Raw genomic sequence first — 15,833 nt, forward strand, 5'->3', positions numbered from 1 at the left:
AACTTAGTATGGTATAAATAACCAACTGAAAACCAAAGCCATGAAAACAATTCAAAAAAGCTGCCTGTTTGCTGCAATCTTATTTTGCGGACTGCAGTTTTCCTGCAGCAAAAGCAAAATGACCGACCCCGACAACAACAATAACAACAACGGTTTCAATACCATTACCTTTTCCGGAACAGCCATGCTGTCTGAAGCCAGAATTGGTTTGGCAGGTGCTGCAACAGGCAGCAAAATGCTGTTCGCAGGAGGTTTTACTGCTCCCTTATTTTCAAAAGCAGTAGATATTTATGACAGCAGTACAGGGAACTGGACAACGGCCCAGCTGAGTGAAGCCAGAGAGTTTCCTGCAGCAGCCTCTGCAGGAAACCAGGTGATATTTGCAGGTGGAATAAACGCCACCGGTCCATCCAAGGCCGTAGACATTTACCGGGACAATACACAAACCTGGACCTCGGGACAATTGAGTATTGCCCGTTCTAATTTGGCTGCCGCTGCCGCCGGCAACAGCATCATATTTGCCGGGGGGTACAATACTTCAGGGCCGTTAAATACCATAGACATCTATGACACCAATACACAAACCTGGAGCACAGGACAATTAAGCGTTGCCCGTTTTTATCTTGCCGGAGCAAGCACGGGCAATAAAATCGCATTTGCCGGAGGGATCAGCGGGCAGGGCGATTCCAATGCGGTAGACATTTACGATGCCAGCACCAAACTATGGACAACCGCAAAACTAAGCCAAGCCCGTTCAGAACTGGCTGCTGCAGCTTCCGGTGGAAAGATCGTATTTGCAGGCGGTAATTCAGCCGCCAGCCCGGTAAAAACAGTAGATATTTATGACACCACTACCGGTCAATGGTCTGTAGCACAACTTAGTGAAGCCCGCGCAGATTTACAAGCCACAGCCATTGGTAATAAAATATTTTTCGCTGGCGGAATTAAAGGTGTAGGTCAATACAGCACTGTACTGAAAACCGTAGACATTTATGATACCATTACCGGACAATGGTCAACCACCGAAATGAGTGGAACGAGAATGAACGGAGCTGCAGCTACAGCAGGCAACCAGGTGGTGATTGCCGCAGGTTACAATGGTCAGTTCATTCTGAAATCTGCAGATGTATTTACCTTATCAAAATAATTATGAAAACAATCATCATACTTGGTGCAGGCTTATTGTTTGCCCAATATAGCCAGGCCCAGTTTTTAGGTCACCTGAAGGATAAAATCAACCAAAAGGTAAACGAAGCAGTGGACCGGAAAATAGATAAAGTAAGCTCCGGAAAAGGCTCGGCCAATAGCAGCTCTTCAACAGCCGGGACAAAAAATGAAGGCAATGTTTCTTTGAAAACCTATAGCAAATACGATTTTGTTCCTGGTGAAAAAATCATTGCCTACGATGATTTTGCTTCTGATGCCATTGGTGATTTTCCGGGCAAATGGAATACCAATGCTTCGGGAGAAGTGATGAGCGTAGAACGCAAAACCGGAAAATGGCTGAATGTATCTAAAGAAGGGATATATATCCCACTGGCCATAAAAACCTTACCGGATAATTTCACCCTGGAATACGATGTGGTTTTTATTCCCCCAGCTGCAGCTGCCGGGCCAAATACCGCTGGCTTTGGTTTTCAACTGGCCCACGTCGATTTTAAAAAAGATCATTTTATCTATCATACGGCCTATGCCCAGTTTCTGGTTAGCCCCTACCGGGGTTATTTTCAATATGAAAGTTATAAGCCCAATGGTGATAAAGTATTGAACAATGAAACCCAGGTTACAGGACTGGACCGTAAACACATTCAAAATTATCATGTTGCCGTATCGCGTCAAAAAAGCAGGGTCCGGGTTTACCTCAATGAAAATAAAGTATGTGATTTGCCTGCCGTACTGCCGGGACCAGAAAATTACAATGCCATCCGTTTTACGACAGAACAAAACAATGACGGTAGCAACTGGCTGATCACAAATGTGAAACTGGCCTCGGGTACGCCAGACATGCGCAATAAACTCCTGTCTGAAGGGAAACTTTCCACCACCGGAATTTTATTTGATGTAAATGCATCTGCCATTACAGCGGCATCTTATGCTACCCTAAAACAAATTGCCCAGGTGCTGCAGGACAACCCTGATTTAAAAGTAAAAATTGTGGGCCATACCGATAGTGACGGAGATCCGGCAGCCAACCTGAACTTGTCCCAAAAAAGAGCAGAAGCAGTCAAAGCTGCTTTTAGTAAAGAATTTGGTATCGATGCCTCCCGAATGCAAACCGATGGAAAAGGCGCATCACAACCCCTTTCTGCAAACACCAGCAGCGAAGGTAAAGCCAGCAACAGAAGAGTAGAATTTATTAAAGTATCCTAACAGAAGCCATAAAAACTAAGAGATGAAAACCATACTATGTTTGGCATTATTGGGTACCTGCCTGGTACCGGCCATCAACCCAACAAGAGCCCTTATGCCGGCTTCAGGTATTCCCCAAAGCATCACTTTTGAAAGAGAAGTGGTTCAGCAAATGCATGGGGAAGATGGCACGCAAACCATGACTTACTACTTTAGCATTAACGGAGATTACGCCGCCATAAAGCCCGATGCAAAAAGCGATGGAGAAATGAGTTTAATGGTTTACACCAATGATGGAACAACGCTGATGTTTAGCGATGCCCGTAAAACCATTACGGTATTAAAAATGGCCAGGGTGATTGGTGACGGAGCGAAAATGAGTAAAGAAATGGCCGAACAGCTGGCCCATAAAAAACTGCCAGCAGTTAAAACTAAAGACGACATGACGGTTAGGACAACCGGTAAAACAAAAACAATATGTGGTTATACCGCTGTAGAATATGAAATCAAAAATGAAGGTGGAAAGGGCTATTCGTATTACGCCAAAGTAGATTTTAACCCCATAAAAATTTACACCATGGGCGCAGGCAGCAAGGCAATGGCAGGTACTATAGATGCTAAAAAAGCTGCAGAACTAAAAAACAACCCTATGGCAATCCCCGTCCTGAATAAAAATTACCTCCTGGTAGAAATGTCTTCAAATGGAGGGGTAAAAGACATGGAAACAAAAAGCATCACCAAAAAAACATTCAGCGTTTCTACGGTTGGTTACAAAATCATTGATCTGAGTAAAAAAGGACTTGCCGGCATGCTGGGTAAACATTGATAGTGTATTTTAACAAAGTGTTATCTTTCAAAAGAATTTCTCGTTAATTCAGGAAAAATCACTAAGTTAACCCTTACTAAATCACTTCTTTATGAAAAAAATTATTTTAATGCTTTTCGTGCTGGGTTTAACCTATAACCTGCATGCACAGGCCCCTGTTACACCTACTGATTATTACAACAAAGGGTACAGGGATGCTCAATTATTAATTAAAAATGCCTACAATGCGATCCCCGACACAGGTGGTGGTGGTTATTACCAGTCTGACAACACCCCATACGATCCCTCAAAACCATTTGGTGGTGGAAATGGCGGGTTACAGGGACAAGTGTTTGGTCTGTGGGGTCCGGAGTATGATAACTTCGTAAGTGCCTGGGAAAACCGATTTCATTCTAACCGCCATGATTACCAGGTAGAGCCGGATCCTTTGACCAAAGAATATTACAGAGGTTACAACAATGGAATCTTAATGGCCGATGTACTTCCGGTAAGCCCGGGAGGGATGTTATTTTATGGTGATTAAAACTGATTGACTGTATACAAAGGGTTTGTTGCCAGTTAGCAACAGACCCTTTCTATGTATTCATACCTTATCAAACAAAAATCATTAGCATGTATTATATTTATCATTACCCATGCCTGATACAGCACAAAAGAAAATCCTACAACCCATTATCAATTTATGAATTTTAAAAAACACCTGATCCAACTTCCAGTATTCTTAATTATAGCTTTGTATTCCTTTAACAGCGCTGCTCAAAGCATGATTTTTTCTACAACCTATGACAAAAAGAAAGACCAGACCGTTCAGGTGATGCTGCCCCATGGAAATATCGGAATTCCGGGCCAATGGGAAAAAACCAGCTATAACCAGGTCAGCAAACAGCATTTCTTTAAAAACGGTGATTCTACTATCCTTTCGGTTTCCAAGAACCCGGCGAATAAATACCCATTTTTTAAAGCGGCCTTTTCGGACCAGCAATTGGTCAGTGAATTTGTAAAATGGGACAGTGAATACTGGCAACAACAGGGCCTGACCATAAAAATCCTCAAAGATGAATCTGAAAAAGGATTTATCGTTTGGCAGGCAAAGGCAGACAAAGCATATACGACCAATACCATTTTTGTTTTTGGCTGTAAAAAAGGTTTTGTTTACGGTTTTTCTGCAACTTCAAAATCGTGGTCCGAAGAAAAAATGCAGGAATTTTTAACCGAACTTTTTAAAAGCAATTCCTAATCTGGTTTTTTCATTTTTTGATCGCTGTCCGATTTCTACAATTTTTCACCTGAAATTCGGCAGATCTTTAACAGATCATTTATTAAACCGAAAGCCATGATATTCAATCGTATTTTATTCTTGTCCCTGCTGATCACCATCGGCCTCTCTTTAAAAGCGCAACAGTTTTCTTATTTTACTGATCTGGACAGTGCTAATGCAGCTTACAATAAAAAAGACTTTCAACGGGCCGGGACTTATTACGAAAAAGCATTCAAATCGAACGGGAACAAATCTGTACAAGGTGAATTCTATAATGCAGCCTGTACCTGGAGCCTGGCAGGAAAACCAGACAAGGCATTTAAATACCTGGAAGACATTATCCAGGACCATAAAAACATAATCAGGTCCTGGAACGATCCGGGCGAATTTTATAATATGCTGGTTAAAGATGCCGATTTTGAAAACCTCCGGAAACTTCCAAAATGGGAAAAATTGCTTGCCCGGGCCAAAACAAAAAAAGAAAAGTTTGAGGCAAATCTGGATCAGGGGCTTACTGAACAACTTAAAACAATGAGAGAAGAAGATCAGAAAGGTAGACTGGAACTGAATAAAATCCAAAAGGAAAAGGGGTTTAATTCTGCAGAAGAAAAGGCCCTTTGGAAAGTCATCGACGCGCAGGATTCCATCAATCTGATCAAAGCAAAAGCACTAATCCAAAGCCATGGCTGGTTATCGCCGCAACAAGTAGGCTACAAAGGTAACCAGGCACTTTTTCTGATCATTCAGCATGCCGATCTGGCTACGCAAAAGCAATACCTTCCTCTTATGCGAAAATCGATTGCAGAAGGAAAGATATCTGCCAGTAGCCTCGCCTTACTGGAAGATCGCATATTGATGCGGGAAAATCGAAAACAAATTTATGGAAGCCAGTTGCGGGGGACAAATGGGAAGTACTATCTTTTTCCGGTACAAGACGTAACTAACCTCGATAAAAAGCGGGCAAGTGTTGGTTTAGGGTCTATCTCGGCCTATTTAAAAGGCTTTAACTTAGAATGGGATACTGAGGCCTATAAAAAACAACTACAAGAGCTTGTAAAAGAATTTGCAGTTAAAGATTAGTGGACCAATTTGTTTATTTTAGTTTCCATAATCAAGCACTGTATTCTAATTCCCCTTTTTTCTTGCTGTCCGATTTCTACAATTTTTTACCTGAAATTCGGCAGATCTTTAGCAGATCATTTATTAAACCGAAAACCATGATGTTCAAACGTATTTTATTATTGTCCCTGTTGATCACCATCGGCCTCTCTTCAAAAGCGCAACAGTTTTCTTATTTTACTGATCTGGACAGTGCCAGAGCAGCTTACAAGAAAAAGAACTTTCAGCAGGCTGCGGCTTATTACGAAAAAGCCTTCAAAGCAAACGGGAACAAGTCTGTCCAGGAAGAATTCTATAATGCGGCCTGTACCTGGAGCCTGGCCGGAAAACCAGATAAAGCATTTAAATACCTGGAAGACATTATCCAGGACCATAAAAACCTGATCAGGTCCTGGAATGATCCGGGCGAATTTTATAATATGCTGGTCAAAGATGCCGATTTTGAAAACCTCCGGAAACTTCCAAAATGGGAGAAACTGCTTGCCCAGGCCAAAACAAAAAAAGAAAAATTTGAGGCAAACCTGAATCAGGACCTTAGCCGGCAACTCCAATTGATGGAGGAGAACGACCAGACAGAGCGGCTCAAACTCGATAAGATCCGGAAGGAAAAAGGTTCCAATTCTGCAGAAGAGAAAGATCTTTGGAAGGTGATCAAAAGACAAGATTCCATCAATTTGGCAAAAGCCAAAAACCTGATCAGCACTTATGGGTGGTTATCCCCGCAGCAGGTGGGTTACAAAGGCAACCAGGGCCTTTTTCTGATCATTCAGCATGCTGACCTGACCACCCAGCAAACCTATCTGCCCATTGTTCGTAAAGCTGCTGCAGAAGGAAAAGTAGCCGCATGGAGCCTGGCCTTTCTGGAAGACCGTATTTTGATGCGGGAAAAAAAGAGACAAATTTATGGAAGCCAGCTGTACCAGAATTATCTTTTCCCCGTACAGGATCTGGACAATTTAGATAAAAGACGGGCAAGCGTTGGCTTAGAACCCATTGCGGAATATTTAGAAGATCCTCAAAAAAAATGGAATATAGAAACCTATAAAAAGGAATTACCAGAACTGATCAAGAAATTTGCAGTTAAAGATTAGTGGGCCAATTTGTTTATTTTAGTGCCTATGACCATGCGTATTTATCTCATCAGCGGTCTGGGCGCAGACCGAAGGGCTTTCGGTAAGCTGGATTTTCCTGCTGGTGCCCAGCTGCATTATCTGGACTGGATTGATCCGCTGCCAAAGGAATCCCTTGAGCATTATGCAGGCAGACTGTCTCAGGGAATTGATGATTCCCTTCCATTTTACCTGGTCGGTTTGTCCTTTGGAGGCATGCTGGCCACTGAAATCTCGAAATACCTTAAACCTGTACACACTTTTCTGATTTCCAGCGTTCCCTTTTACCGGGAATTGCCCTGGTATTACCGGTCTGCAGGACGATTGGGACTGGAAAAAATAGTTCCGGCAAGTCAGATGAAAAATGTCAATAGTTTTGGCCTGAAATTTTTAGGTGCCAAAAGCAAAGATGAACTGAACTTACTCAAACAGCTGGTTGCAGACAGTGACCCAGTATTCATCAAATGGGCACTCACCTGTATCCTTAACTGGCGGAACAAAGAGAAACCTTTAAACCTGACCCATATCCATGGCAATGCAGACCATGTTTTGCCCATGAAATATACCCGGCCCGATGTGGTGCTTCAAGGTGGCGGTCACTTTATGGTCTATGCAAATGCTAAAGAAATTTCACAGGTGATCAACAACGTTTTAAACGCCTCATATCCGGACAAGCTCCACTAGTCACAATTATACTTCAGCTGTAAAACATAACCTTTACCATTGCTGGCGTTAACCTGCAGTGCTGCGATATTACCCCTGGTATCCTTCTGATAAATATATTCTTCGGTGTAACCATGGTTGTCGGCAATTTTTGAAATCAGGTTTTTTGAAGTCTTACCAAAATAATATTTTAAAGGCCCATTGTAATGGGCTGGCAGTTCATTCTCGTCCCCATGATCATCTATAAAATTGTTTGCTGCGGCATCATTGTTATAAAAAATATTCAGTATTCCTCGGCGGTCCTCAACCGTACTGAGGTTACCATTTGTATAAGCATATTTTGTAACAAAGGTATAATTGCCCAATGTTTCGGCACTTTGAATTAAATAGCCTTCAGCATTATAGATAAAATCTATTTTATCAGGATGATCAGAATAGCTTTCTCTAATAATGCGGCCAGCGGCATCCAGTTTATACGTCACAATGAGCCCGCTATTTTTCTTTAACAAGATCTGGTCATTGGAGTATACATACTGATCCAGGGTACCATTGTATTTTACAGTGGTCACCCTTCCCTGCTGGTCATAGGTATACTGCGTTAGCCCAGAACCAGCATTAAGTTTCAGCTTATAACTGCTTTCCGCTAATAAGCAGTTGTTTTTTATTGCATCGGTGGGTTTATTGTTTTTTTTACAGGATGTGATCAGCAGTACCAGCAGCGGGAGCAATAAGATAGATTTTTTCATATTTTTTGTGTGTATAATTCCTTTTTAAAATTCAAATGTTTTGTAATCCGCCGGCAAAGTAAATGTTCTGTTTTCCTTGCTGCAAGGACATTTGTCCCACCGAAAAATTAAATAGAGGTTTCAAATATTCGACCTATTATTGTAACTTAATTGCATTAATAAATATACTTTATGCAGCCTTCCTGGAAACAGCACAATGACCAGTTCTCCAAAATCAAGCTTCCGGCCTCGGCCCCTTTATGTCAGGCTTTTGAACATGTTGAGCAAAGAGATAACGATTTTTATGCTGCCGATTTAGGCTGCGGATCGGGTATAGACACCCTGGCCATGCTGGAAAAGGGTTGGAAGGTGCTGGCTATCGATAAAGATGAGGCTTCTCTGGAAAACTTAAAAACAACAAAGTCGGCTTTACTGGAAACCCAGCTGCAATCTTTTGAAAAGCTAAACCTTCCACAGCTGGACCTGATCAATGCAAGCATGTCCCTCCCTTTTTGTGACCCTTTACATTTCAATGCCTGCTGGCAAAGCATCCGCTTGTCTTTAAAAACACAAGGTTTTTTCTGCGGACACTTTTTCGGGCCCAAAGACTCCTGGTCCAGCCGCCCAGGTATGACTTTTCTTACCAAAGCGCAACTAAATGCTTTATTGAAAGGTTTTGAAATTCTTTGGATGGATGAAAAAGAAAAAGAAGGAAAAACACTCAGCGGGATGATTAAAAACTGGCATGTGTTTAGTGTGCTGGCCAGAAAAAGCTAAAGCGCCAGTTCCTTGTTCATGATTTTACTTGTCACCAGATAAACCAACAGCATATACAAGAAGTTTTCTAAAAGCAAGCCATAATAAATTCCGGCGTAGCCCATAAAATGGGTCAGGCAAAAAATAACCGGTACAAAAATAAACAGTTCCCGGCTAAAGGTAAGCTTTGAAGCCGTTTTACTGTTTCTGCTTACCTGCAAAAATACAATACTCGTGGAAGCAAAAGGCATTAGCGGCAAGGCCAAAAGCACTGTCCTGAAGTAAAAAATTAAATTATCGGGCAGCTCCACACCAGGCAACAATAAGGAAAGCAGGGTTCTGGGGAAAAGAAAACCTGGTAAGGCCAGGACCAGTAACAAAGCAACTGCCCCGGTCCGGAATATCCCAACCGCTTTTCTGACCCGCTCTTTTTTTCCTGCCCCCAGGTTAATCCCTATAAGGGGAGAAAAAGCCTGGAGCATTCCAAATACCGGAATGGCCGAAAAAGAAAACAAACGGTAAATGGCTGTAAAAGCACTTAGCTGTATCGCAGTTGTACTGTAAGCCGACACCAGTTTAAACAAAATAAACTGGCGAAAAAAACCATTGATTTGCATTAAAAAAGAAGGCAGGCCGGTTTGCAAAATCCGCAACATCAGGGGCGGATTTAAAGCCCAGCGTTGCTTCAGGTTCAGGTAACCTTTGCCCAGATAAAAATAACGGAGGTTCAAAAAAGTATAAATTCCCATGGAAATAATGGTTGCCATTGCCGAGCCCTGTACACCCAAATGAAAGGTTTTAATCAGTACCGGATTGATGAGGATATTTAAAATAACCGCAATGGCCGTAATTTTCATGGCAAAACGGACATTGCCTTCAGCCCTAATCAGTGCAGAACTGCACAGGCCCATCATACTGCTGATCCCCCCTGCCATGGCCAGCTGGAAAAAGGGTTTGCCATACTGCAGCATTGCCTGGTCTGCCCCCAGAAAAATCAGCGCAGGTCCGCCTAACCAAATGCCTGCCAATGCGAGGATCAGGGAGGCCAGAACCACCAGCAGGGTCAGGTTTGCAAATAACCTGTTTGCGAGCAGTACATTTTCTTCACCAATGGCCCTGCTGTACAAAGCAGAAGCCCCCGAGGAAAGCATAGAAGTAACTGCCGCACTAAGGGTAAATAAAGGCATGCTGAGCGAAACACCTGCAAAAGCAACATTACCTACCAACTGCGAGACATAAATGGCATCTACCAATGCATTAAGGGAAACCATCAACATGCCCAGTATTCCAGGCAGGGACAGCTTAAGCATCAGTTTCCAGAGCCCGCCCTGCAGAATTTCTTGTTTGCCTTTCATTGATCTTCCTTAAAAGCAACTGAAAAATTTTTCCCTGCCCAAAGCAACAGACAAATGCCGCTACCCAGTAGCTGGAACAGGCCCAGAAATAAAGTCCCTGCAGAAAGCGTAGGCGGTTTAAATTCAAAGCGGGGTTCAGCTGCATAATCTGCTTTTGTCAGCATGCGGTTGGCAAATAACGCCCGGTTGGAGAACCAAAAAATTTGCCGGTGGTATTTTTCTATGGCCTGCTTAAACTGCAGCTCCCTGTCCATATCCGTACCCGATAAAGCATTGAGCAGCTCTTGCGTATGAACCGCCGGACTGACCAGGTTAAAATAACTGACCTTGCGGTTCCGTTCTTTTACTGCATGGTACAACTCATCCACCAGGACTTTGGATTTTAACTGCTCAGTCATTAAAAAAGCAGAATAACCCTGAAAATAAAAGAATGGTGTTTTTGCCGTGTCCGCTGGTTTTAAGGCCGGATAGTAGGAATAAAAATGATTCAGGGCCCCGCGCATGGCTTCTTCTTTTTCGGGCATGTTCCGGCTTCTCATCAAACCGGCAAGCCTGGAAGATTGCTGTTTTTGTCCACCAGCCACCAGCAAATTGATCAGGGCTGGTACGACAATCAGTAAGCAGATCCATACACCAATGCTACTGATGGCATTGAGCGAAGTGTTCATTTTAAAAGAAATGATCAGGTATAAAATGGAAAACCACAATCCCGTATAAGCGAACAAAACCAGCAGCCAACCCAACGACTGTGCCAACTGCAGTCCTGGTCCGCAGGCCAAAAACGCAGCAGCGGAAAGCACCAGGACCAGCAGCAGCACCAGCAGGCACCTAAACCTTATTTTTTGAGCAATAATTTTTTTAAGCGGGAAAGAGCTGGTCTGCAGCAGGCTTAAAGTTCCCTGGTCCTGTTCCAGGGACAACACATCAAAACTGAGCGCAATGATCAGTAAGGGCAAAAGGTATACAAATACAAAGGCTAGGTCAAAATTACCCGCTGAAAGCTTAAAAGGATTGTTAATATCCCCTTTTAAGGTCTGGGCGTATAAATTCTGGGCATTGAGTATATAATAGTAAGGATAGAGGTCCCTTTGCCCCAGGGAAAGGGCAGCCAATGCCGCCGGTGGATTTGAGGCCAGAAAATTATAACTGAAACGGGCCAGTGAAGGCAAGGCCGCAGCCTCATAAGCATATTTACCCGCCGCGGTACTGGTATCGGCTTTAAAAGCTTCCAGGTATTGTAATTTCTTTTTCTCAAGGGTATCTCCTACACTCCGGAGCCTGTCCTGTTGTTTGCCAATTTCTGAATGCCCATAGTACACGCTAAAGGCGCCCAGACCAATGAAAAGCAGCAGGGCGGTTATTTGTGTTCTGCTTCTAAGCAGCAATTTAAGCTCGCCCGCAAATATAATCTGGTGTAATTTCATGATCGTTGTTTGTTATAAATTTCTACCAGCACAAGGGTTACCAGAAACCAAAGGCCCAGGGAACAAAAACCCAAAAGATAAGGCTTCAGGCTTTGACCGGCGGTCTGCGAAACATAATGGAAAGCCGGAACCTCTGCGTATTTCTCTTTGCTGATCTTATATTCCCAATCGCCCAGTCTGGAATGCTGTTCCATGTCCTGGTTCATATACCGGACAAAAAACCTCCGGTAATTTTCGGCCTGCCGCTGAAAATCAAGGTGCGTATAGTAATCTGTCCCGCAAAGTCCCATGGAGATGTTTTTAATGGCCACAAAAGGATCAATCAGACTGCACCAGAGTGCAATTTGGTTTTGCCGGCCAAGCTGCTGCTGCAGGCTGGAGAAATGCTTGTCATAGACCCAGCTGCTATAGGCCTCTCCGGCCTGCATCACATAACCTTCAAAATTAAAAGGGAGTTTCGAGACCGTATCGACCTGATATTTTTTAAGCAGTTGCGCTTTCAACGCTGAGGCCCTTGCGCCAGAGGCATTGTGGCCATCTATTCCCATTTGAATGTCTTGGCGAATGGCTTGCATAAAATCGTATTTGGTTGGCAAAGGATACAGGTTGTCCCCTGCACTGGCAGCCCATTTGGGTACCAGCACCATAAAACCCAGCCAAATGCCGATCATGGTTAAAATGGCCGGTTTGGCGTTTTTACTATAAGCCGAAACCAGTAAAGTAACTGCTGCCACCAGAAAAAGATACAACAGGTAAAAAAGGCCCAGCAACAAAACCCTTATGATCCCCGAAGCGGTGTACCCTATCCAGATCTGAGTAAGCAACAGCAGGATAAATGCCGGCAGGAGCAGAAGAACGATCCAGATGCAGCAGGCCAGAAATTTCCCCAGGTACAACTGCCGGAAAGAAAGGCCCTGACTGTACAGCAGCTGGATAGTCCCTCCTGTTCTTTCTTTACTAAAGGCCGTGAAACCATTAAAAATAATCAGCAAGGGAAACAGCAATTGCAGGATCATGGCCAGGGAGAGTTCACCAAACCTTAAAGAAGAACTCTGTTCTTCGGCAGGTTTAAAAGAAAATTCATTTTGCTTATGCGGTTCCAGATACACCACCGTTCCGGTAAAAGCATCCAGCCCATAATCAAACAGGCTCAACCCCGTTTTTGGCATATAGGCAAAATTGCCAAAGTGGGCTGCAATATGCGGGTGCTTAGGGTCCTGATGCAGCCATTGTGCCCGCTTTTGTTGTTCAGCGGCCAGCCTTTCGGCAGTACTTTCCCTGAAAACCTGGTAGCCCCCGGCAGCGGCCGTCAACAGCAGCAATTGCATAATCAGGGCCGTCAGCAGGAAGCTCTTGTTCCTGAGCATCATCAGGAGTTCTTTTTTGATGAGGATCGCAATCATCTGTTTAATTTTTAAAGTCTTTTTTGTTCATCAGTTTGTCTGGGCTTGTTCCCACTCAGTTTTCCACCCAGCCGGTAGCTTAAACCAAAGCTGAAACGGCGGCTGTCGGGGATATTTTTATAAGAAAAGTTAGCCGTATTGCTTAAGGAATAGCCCCAATACCAACCTGTATGGAAAAGGTCTGCAAAAGCAAATTTTACATCGAGTTTATCTTTCAGCAAGGTCTTTTTGATGCCCCCGTCCATACTGAAATAATAGCGGGCCATATAGACCCCGTTCAGATCGGCCGAGGTATAACGCGTCAGCAGCTCCAGGCTGGTTTTACCCGGCAAACGGAATGTCTGACTGGCATACAGTTCTATGGCCATTTTATCTACATTCTTAAAGCCTTGTAGCTGTACCAAAGGATACCGGGTATAACTCAGTGTTGCGCTGGTGCTGATACTCCAGAAAGTACCGATTTCTACAGGCACAATGACCTGCGCTTCAAAACGGTCTTTATGGCTAAAATTCGCCACACTACGGATCAGCGTCCCAGTGGCCGGATCGGAATTGATGCTACTGGAAATAAACTGGTCTGCCCGGTTAAAACTCAGGCTGGCAATATACTTGTCCATTAAAGTATAAGCCGCAGACAGCACCCATGCTTTTTCAGCAAGCAGGCCAGGGTTCCCCTGGTAATAGGAAGACTGGTCCGTAAAATACCTGGCCGGGTTCAGGTCCCGGTAACCAGGGCGGCCTATCCTTCGGCTTAAAGAGAAATCCAGTTTATGGTTAGTGCTCAATTGCTGTGTAAGGGCCAGGGAAGGAAAAAGATCGGTATACACGCTTTTGTTCAGGCTAGCCGTTTTTACAGAGTTGCCCTCAGAAAGGGTATGTTCCAATCTGAGCCCGGCGTCAAGGGTGGTGTGTTCCCATTGTTTTGACGCAGAAAAATAAGCTGCCGAAATCTGCTCTTTATAAATAAAATGATCACTTAAAGCAGCGACCTGTACAAGGCTATTGTTTTGCAGGGAGTCATAGTTAAAATTGTTGTCGATTTTTACCGATGAATACTTTAAACCCGTTTTTAAATTCCATTTTCCAAGCGGCCAGACCAGGTCTGTTTTCAGGGAGCGGATGTCGATATGGCTTGGCTGATGATAATTTAAAAGAGAAGTCCCGCTGCCCAAATGGCCATCGGAATTGTTTCTGTAAGAGATGTAATCTGCATCAGCAGTTAGCATTTTCCCAATAGAATCTATGCTGTACTTGTAATTCAAATTATAGGCATTGTTATAATAGGGCTCTTTAGAATAGACCTTGCTGTCCTTTGCCGAAAGCAGTTCTTCCTTTGTGCTCCGCGTATAAGTCGTGTACACTGCATCTTTTGTCCAGTCGTCCCTGGTGCCTGTGTAGACAAAACCAATCTGCTGTTTTTTGTTCAGGTAAACATCTGTTCCCAGCCGGTAACTGTAGTATTGGCTCCGGAAAGGGTTAAAACCAATTCTGTCAAGGATCTGTGGCGTTCCGGCTTTGGTATCAAAGAGCTGGCGGCTGTTTTCTTCCCGGTAAGACCTGCGGTAGCTGTAGCCCAGGTTCCCAAAAAAATTAAACCTTTTCACCCGGATGTTCCCGGTAATGTTCTGGTTGTTGAGCACATAATGTCCTAAGGTAATGCCCGAACTCAGGTTTAATGCATAACCGGGCTTATTGCTTTTACGGGTCACAATGTTAATGATGCCCGAGTTGCCCGAAGCATCATACTGGGCAGAAGGTGCAGTGATCACCTCTATCCGGCTAATCTGATCGCTGGTCATCCCTTTGAGCAAACTGGCCAGCTGCTGGGCAGAAAGGTAATTCATTTTACCGTCGATCATCACATTGGCTGCTGCAGAACCTTTTAGCAACAGGTTTTCATCCTGATCGACCTTCACTCCAGGTGTGCGTCTGAGCAGGTCAAAAGCAGTGCTGCCAGCAGCGGCAGCACTCTTTTCTACATTGTAAATCAGTTTTCCGTTTTTCATTTCCACATTTTTCCTGGAGGAACTGATCGTTACCAGTTCCAGCTGTTTTGCTGTGGTATCTTTTCGCAGCAAAGTGCTGTCTTTTTGCGCAAAAGCAACCGAGCAGCTCATTAACAGGAACAAAAGGGGGTAAATCTTCATATGGTTTCCAGGTATAATTTCTGAAGGTCCCGCGCATTAATTTCAGTCGTTTTTAAAGAATGGACCAATTCGCCCCTGCGCATAATGCCAATATGAGTACCGATATTCACTGCATTAAAAAGATCATGGGTAGCCATCAGTACAGCCCTGCCCTGTGCGCTAAAACTGCGCACTATTTCGGTAAATTCATTGGTCGCTTTAGGGTCCAGCCCACTGGTGGGCTCATCCATAATCAGTGCCCCGGCATTTTTCGAAATGGCAATGGCAATCCCTACTTTTTGACGCATGCCTTTGGAATAGCTTTCCATTCTTTTATAGATGGCCCCCTGTTGCAAGCCTGCACTCAGCAGGAATTGTTCCAGCTCAGTTTTAGAATAAGAATAACCAGCCAGCTGACTAAAAAAATTAAGGTTTTCCAAACCGCTCAGGCTGGGGTACAGCATCACCACTTCAGGGATATAAGCCATGTGTTTTCTGGCTTCCTGTGGCCTGAGGTTCACATCAATATCCTTCACATAGACCTTACCGCTACTGGGCCTTTTAAAATTCAAAAAAATATTAATGGTGGTCGATTTTCCGGCACCATTGGCCCCCAGCAAGCAATAGACTTCGCCTGCTTTCACCTGCAGGTCAATCCCTTTTAATACTTCCTGCTCCTTATAGCTTTTTTTCAGTTGCTCTGCTCTTAACATGCCGTGC

General features: G+C 43.9%; 15 protein-coding genes. 9 read left to right on the plus strand and 6 right to left on the minus strand.

Annotated features, from left to right (window positions below; all coding sequences use genetic code 11):
• The first annotated feature begins 40 nt into the window (after window positions 1-40).
• The 8 genes from B0O44_RS13815 to B0O44_RS13850 all read left to right on the plus strand — a co-directional run bounded on the left by B0O44_RS13815 (window position 41) and on the right by B0O44_RS13850 (window position 7,345).
• A complete protein-coding gene (locus tag B0O44_RS13815) occupies window positions 41-1,147 on the plus strand; it encodes a Kelch repeat-containing protein (protein WP_110831515.1) in 1,107 nt (368 codons plus the stop codon).
• Between the two features lie 2 nt (window positions 1,148-1,149).
• Entirely contained in the window at window positions 1,150-2,370 is a 1,221-nt protein-coding gene (locus B0O44_RS13820) for an OmpA family protein (RefSeq protein WP_170123335.1), read from the plus strand.
• 22 nt (window positions 2,371-2,392) lie between these two features.
• Window positions 2,393-3,175: a hypothetical protein gene (locus tag B0O44_RS13825; RefSeq protein ID WP_110831519.1), complete on the plus strand. Its 783-nt coding sequence runs from the start codon at window positions 2,393-2,395 to the stop codon at window positions 3,173-3,175.
• A 91-nt stretch (window positions 3,176-3,266) separates the two neighbouring features.
• Complete coding sequence (locus B0O44_RS13830; protein ID WP_110831521.1) at window positions 3,267-3,698, plus strand: hypothetical protein; 432 nt, start codon at window positions 3,267-3,269, stop codon at window positions 3,696-3,698.
• Window positions 3,699-3,857: 159 nt separating this feature from the next.
• Complete coding sequence (locus tag B0O44_RS13835; protein ID WP_110831523.1) at window positions 3,858-4,412, plus strand: hypothetical protein; 555 nt, start codon at window positions 3,858-3,860, stop codon at window positions 4,410-4,412.
• Window positions 4,413-4,508: 96 nt separating this feature from the next.
• Window positions 4,509-5,513 carry a DUF6624 domain-containing protein gene (locus tag B0O44_RS13840; RefSeq protein ID WP_110831525.1) on the plus strand — a complete coding sequence of 335 codons (1,005 nt, stop codon included), beginning with the start codon at window positions 4,509-4,511 and terminating at the stop codon, window positions 5,511-5,513.
• A gap of 137 nt (window positions 5,514-5,650) precedes the next feature.
• Entirely contained in the window at window positions 5,651-6,643 is a 993-nt protein-coding gene (locus B0O44_RS13845; protein ID WP_146229835.1) for a DUF6624 domain-containing protein, read from the plus strand.
• A 27-nt stretch (window positions 6,644-6,670) separates the two neighbouring features.
• Window positions 6,671-7,345, plus strand: a complete 675-nt coding sequence (locus B0O44_RS13850; RefSeq protein WP_110831529.1) for an alpha/beta fold hydrolase — start codon at window positions 6,671-6,673, stop codon at window positions 7,343-7,345.
• Here B0O44_RS13850 and B0O44_RS13855 read toward each other — a convergent pair.
• A complete protein-coding gene (locus B0O44_RS13855) occupies window positions 7,342-8,070 on the minus strand; it encodes a DUF4595 domain-containing protein (protein ID WP_110831531.1) in 729 nt (242 codons plus the stop codon). The genes B0O44_RS13850 and B0O44_RS13855 overlap by 4 nt on opposite strands.
• A 171-nt stretch (window positions 8,071-8,241) precedes the next feature.
• Between B0O44_RS13855 and B0O44_RS13860 the strand changes: the two genes are divergently transcribed.
• Complete coding sequence (locus B0O44_RS13860; RefSeq protein ID WP_110831533.1) at window positions 8,242-8,826, plus strand: methyltransferase domain-containing protein; 585 nt, start codon at window positions 8,242-8,244, stop codon at window positions 8,824-8,826.
• On the opposite strand, the gene B0O44_RS13865 is transcribed toward B0O44_RS13860, so the two are convergent.
• From B0O44_RS13865 to B0O44_RS13885, 5 genes are read right to left on the minus strand one after another with little or no spacing between them, the layout of a single operon-like run.
• On the minus strand, window positions 8,823-10,160 hold the full coding sequence (locus B0O44_RS13865) for an MATE family efflux transporter (RefSeq protein ID WP_110831535.1): 1,338 nt from the start codon (window positions 10,158-10,160) through the stop codon (window positions 8,823-8,825). The genes B0O44_RS13860 and B0O44_RS13865 overlap by 4 nt on opposite strands.
• Window positions 10,157-11,584 (minus strand): DUF3526 domain-containing protein, encoded by a 1,428-nt coding sequence (locus B0O44_RS13870; protein WP_110831538.1) that lies wholly within the window; start codon window positions 11,582-11,584, stop codon window positions 10,157-10,159. The genes B0O44_RS13865 and B0O44_RS13870 overlap by 4 nt, the downstream gene beginning before the upstream one ends.
• Window positions 11,581-12,987: an ABC transporter permease gene (locus B0O44_RS13875; protein WP_110831540.1), complete on the minus strand. Its 1,407-nt coding sequence runs from the start codon at window positions 12,985-12,987 to the stop codon at window positions 11,581-11,583. Before B0O44_RS13875 ends, B0O44_RS13870 begins: the two co-directional genes overlap by 4 nt.
• Before the next feature lie 11 nt (window positions 12,988-12,998).
• On the minus strand, window positions 12,999-15,134 hold the full coding sequence (locus B0O44_RS13880) for an outer membrane beta-barrel family protein (protein WP_110831542.1): 2,136 nt from the start codon (window positions 15,132-15,134) through the stop codon (window positions 12,999-13,001).
• Complete coding sequence (locus B0O44_RS13885; RefSeq protein WP_110831970.1) at window positions 15,131-15,826, minus strand: ABC transporter ATP-binding protein; 696 nt, start codon at window positions 15,824-15,826, stop codon at window positions 15,131-15,133. The genes B0O44_RS13880 and B0O44_RS13885 overlap by 4 nt, the downstream gene beginning before the upstream one ends.
• Window positions 15,827-15,833: the final 7 nt, after the last annotated feature.

The organism is Pedobacter nutrimenti (assembly GCF_003208655.1).
GTDB classification, from domain to species: domain Bacteria; phylum Bacteroidota; class Bacteroidia; order Sphingobacteriales; family Sphingobacteriaceae; genus Pedobacter; species Pedobacter nutrimenti.

Excerpts from the sequence above, each read along its gene's own strand:
- B0O44_RS13875 (WP_110831540.1), bottom strand. The coding sequence starts at position 12,987 with ATGATTGCGATCCTCATCAAAAAAGAACTCCTGATGATGCTCAGGAAC.
- B0O44_RS13855 (WP_110831531.1), bottom strand. The coding sequence starts at position 8,070 with ATGAAAAAATCTATCTTATTGCTCCCGCTGCTGGTACTGCTGATCACA.
- B0O44_RS13870 (WP_110831538.1), bottom strand. The coding sequence starts at position 11,584 with ATGAAATTACACCAGATTATATTTGCGGGCGAGCTTAAATTGCTGCTT.
- B0O44_RS13840 (WP_110831525.1), top strand. The coding sequence starts at position 4,509 with ATGATATTCAATCGTATTTTATTCTTGTCCCTGCTGATCACCATCGGC.
- B0O44_RS13815 (WP_110831515.1), top strand. The coding sequence starts at position 41 with ATGAAAACAATTCAAAAAAGCTGCCTGTTTGCTGCAATCTTATTTTGC.
- B0O44_RS13885 (WP_110831970.1), bottom strand. The coding sequence starts at position 15,826 with ATGTTAAGAGCAGAGCAACTGAAAAAAAGCTATAAGGAGCAGGAAGTA.
- B0O44_RS13820 (WP_170123335.1), top strand. The coding sequence starts at position 1,150 with ATGAAAACAATCATCATACTTGGTGCAGGCTTATTGTTTGCCCAATAT.
- B0O44_RS13835 (WP_110831523.1), top strand. The coding sequence starts at position 3,858 with ATGAATTTTAAAAAACACCTGATCCAACTTCCAGTATTCTTAATTATA.
- B0O44_RS13860 (WP_110831533.1), top strand. The coding sequence starts at position 8,242 with ATGCAGCCTTCCTGGAAACAGCACAATGACCAGTTCTCCAAAATCAAG.
- B0O44_RS13845 (WP_146229835.1), top strand. The coding sequence starts at position 5,651 with ATGATGTTCAAACGTATTTTATTATTGTCCCTGTTGATCACCATCGGC.
- B0O44_RS13850 (WP_110831529.1), top strand. The coding sequence starts at position 6,671 with ATGACCATGCGTATTTATCTCATCAGCGGTCTGGGCGCAGACCGAAGG.
- B0O44_RS13830 (WP_110831521.1), top strand. The coding sequence starts at position 3,267 with ATGAAAAAAATTATTTTAATGCTTTTCGTGCTGGGTTTAACCTATAAC.
- B0O44_RS13825 (WP_110831519.1), top strand. The coding sequence starts at position 2,393 with ATGAAAACCATACTATGTTTGGCATTATTGGGTACCTGCCTGGTACCG.
- B0O44_RS13865 (WP_110831535.1), bottom strand. The coding sequence starts at position 10,160 with ATGAAAGGCAAACAAGAAATTCTGCAGGGCGGGCTCTGGAAACTGATG.
- B0O44_RS13880 (WP_110831542.1), bottom strand. The coding sequence starts at position 15,134 with ATGAAGATTTACCCCCTTTTGTTCCTGTTAATGAGCTGCTCGGTTGCT.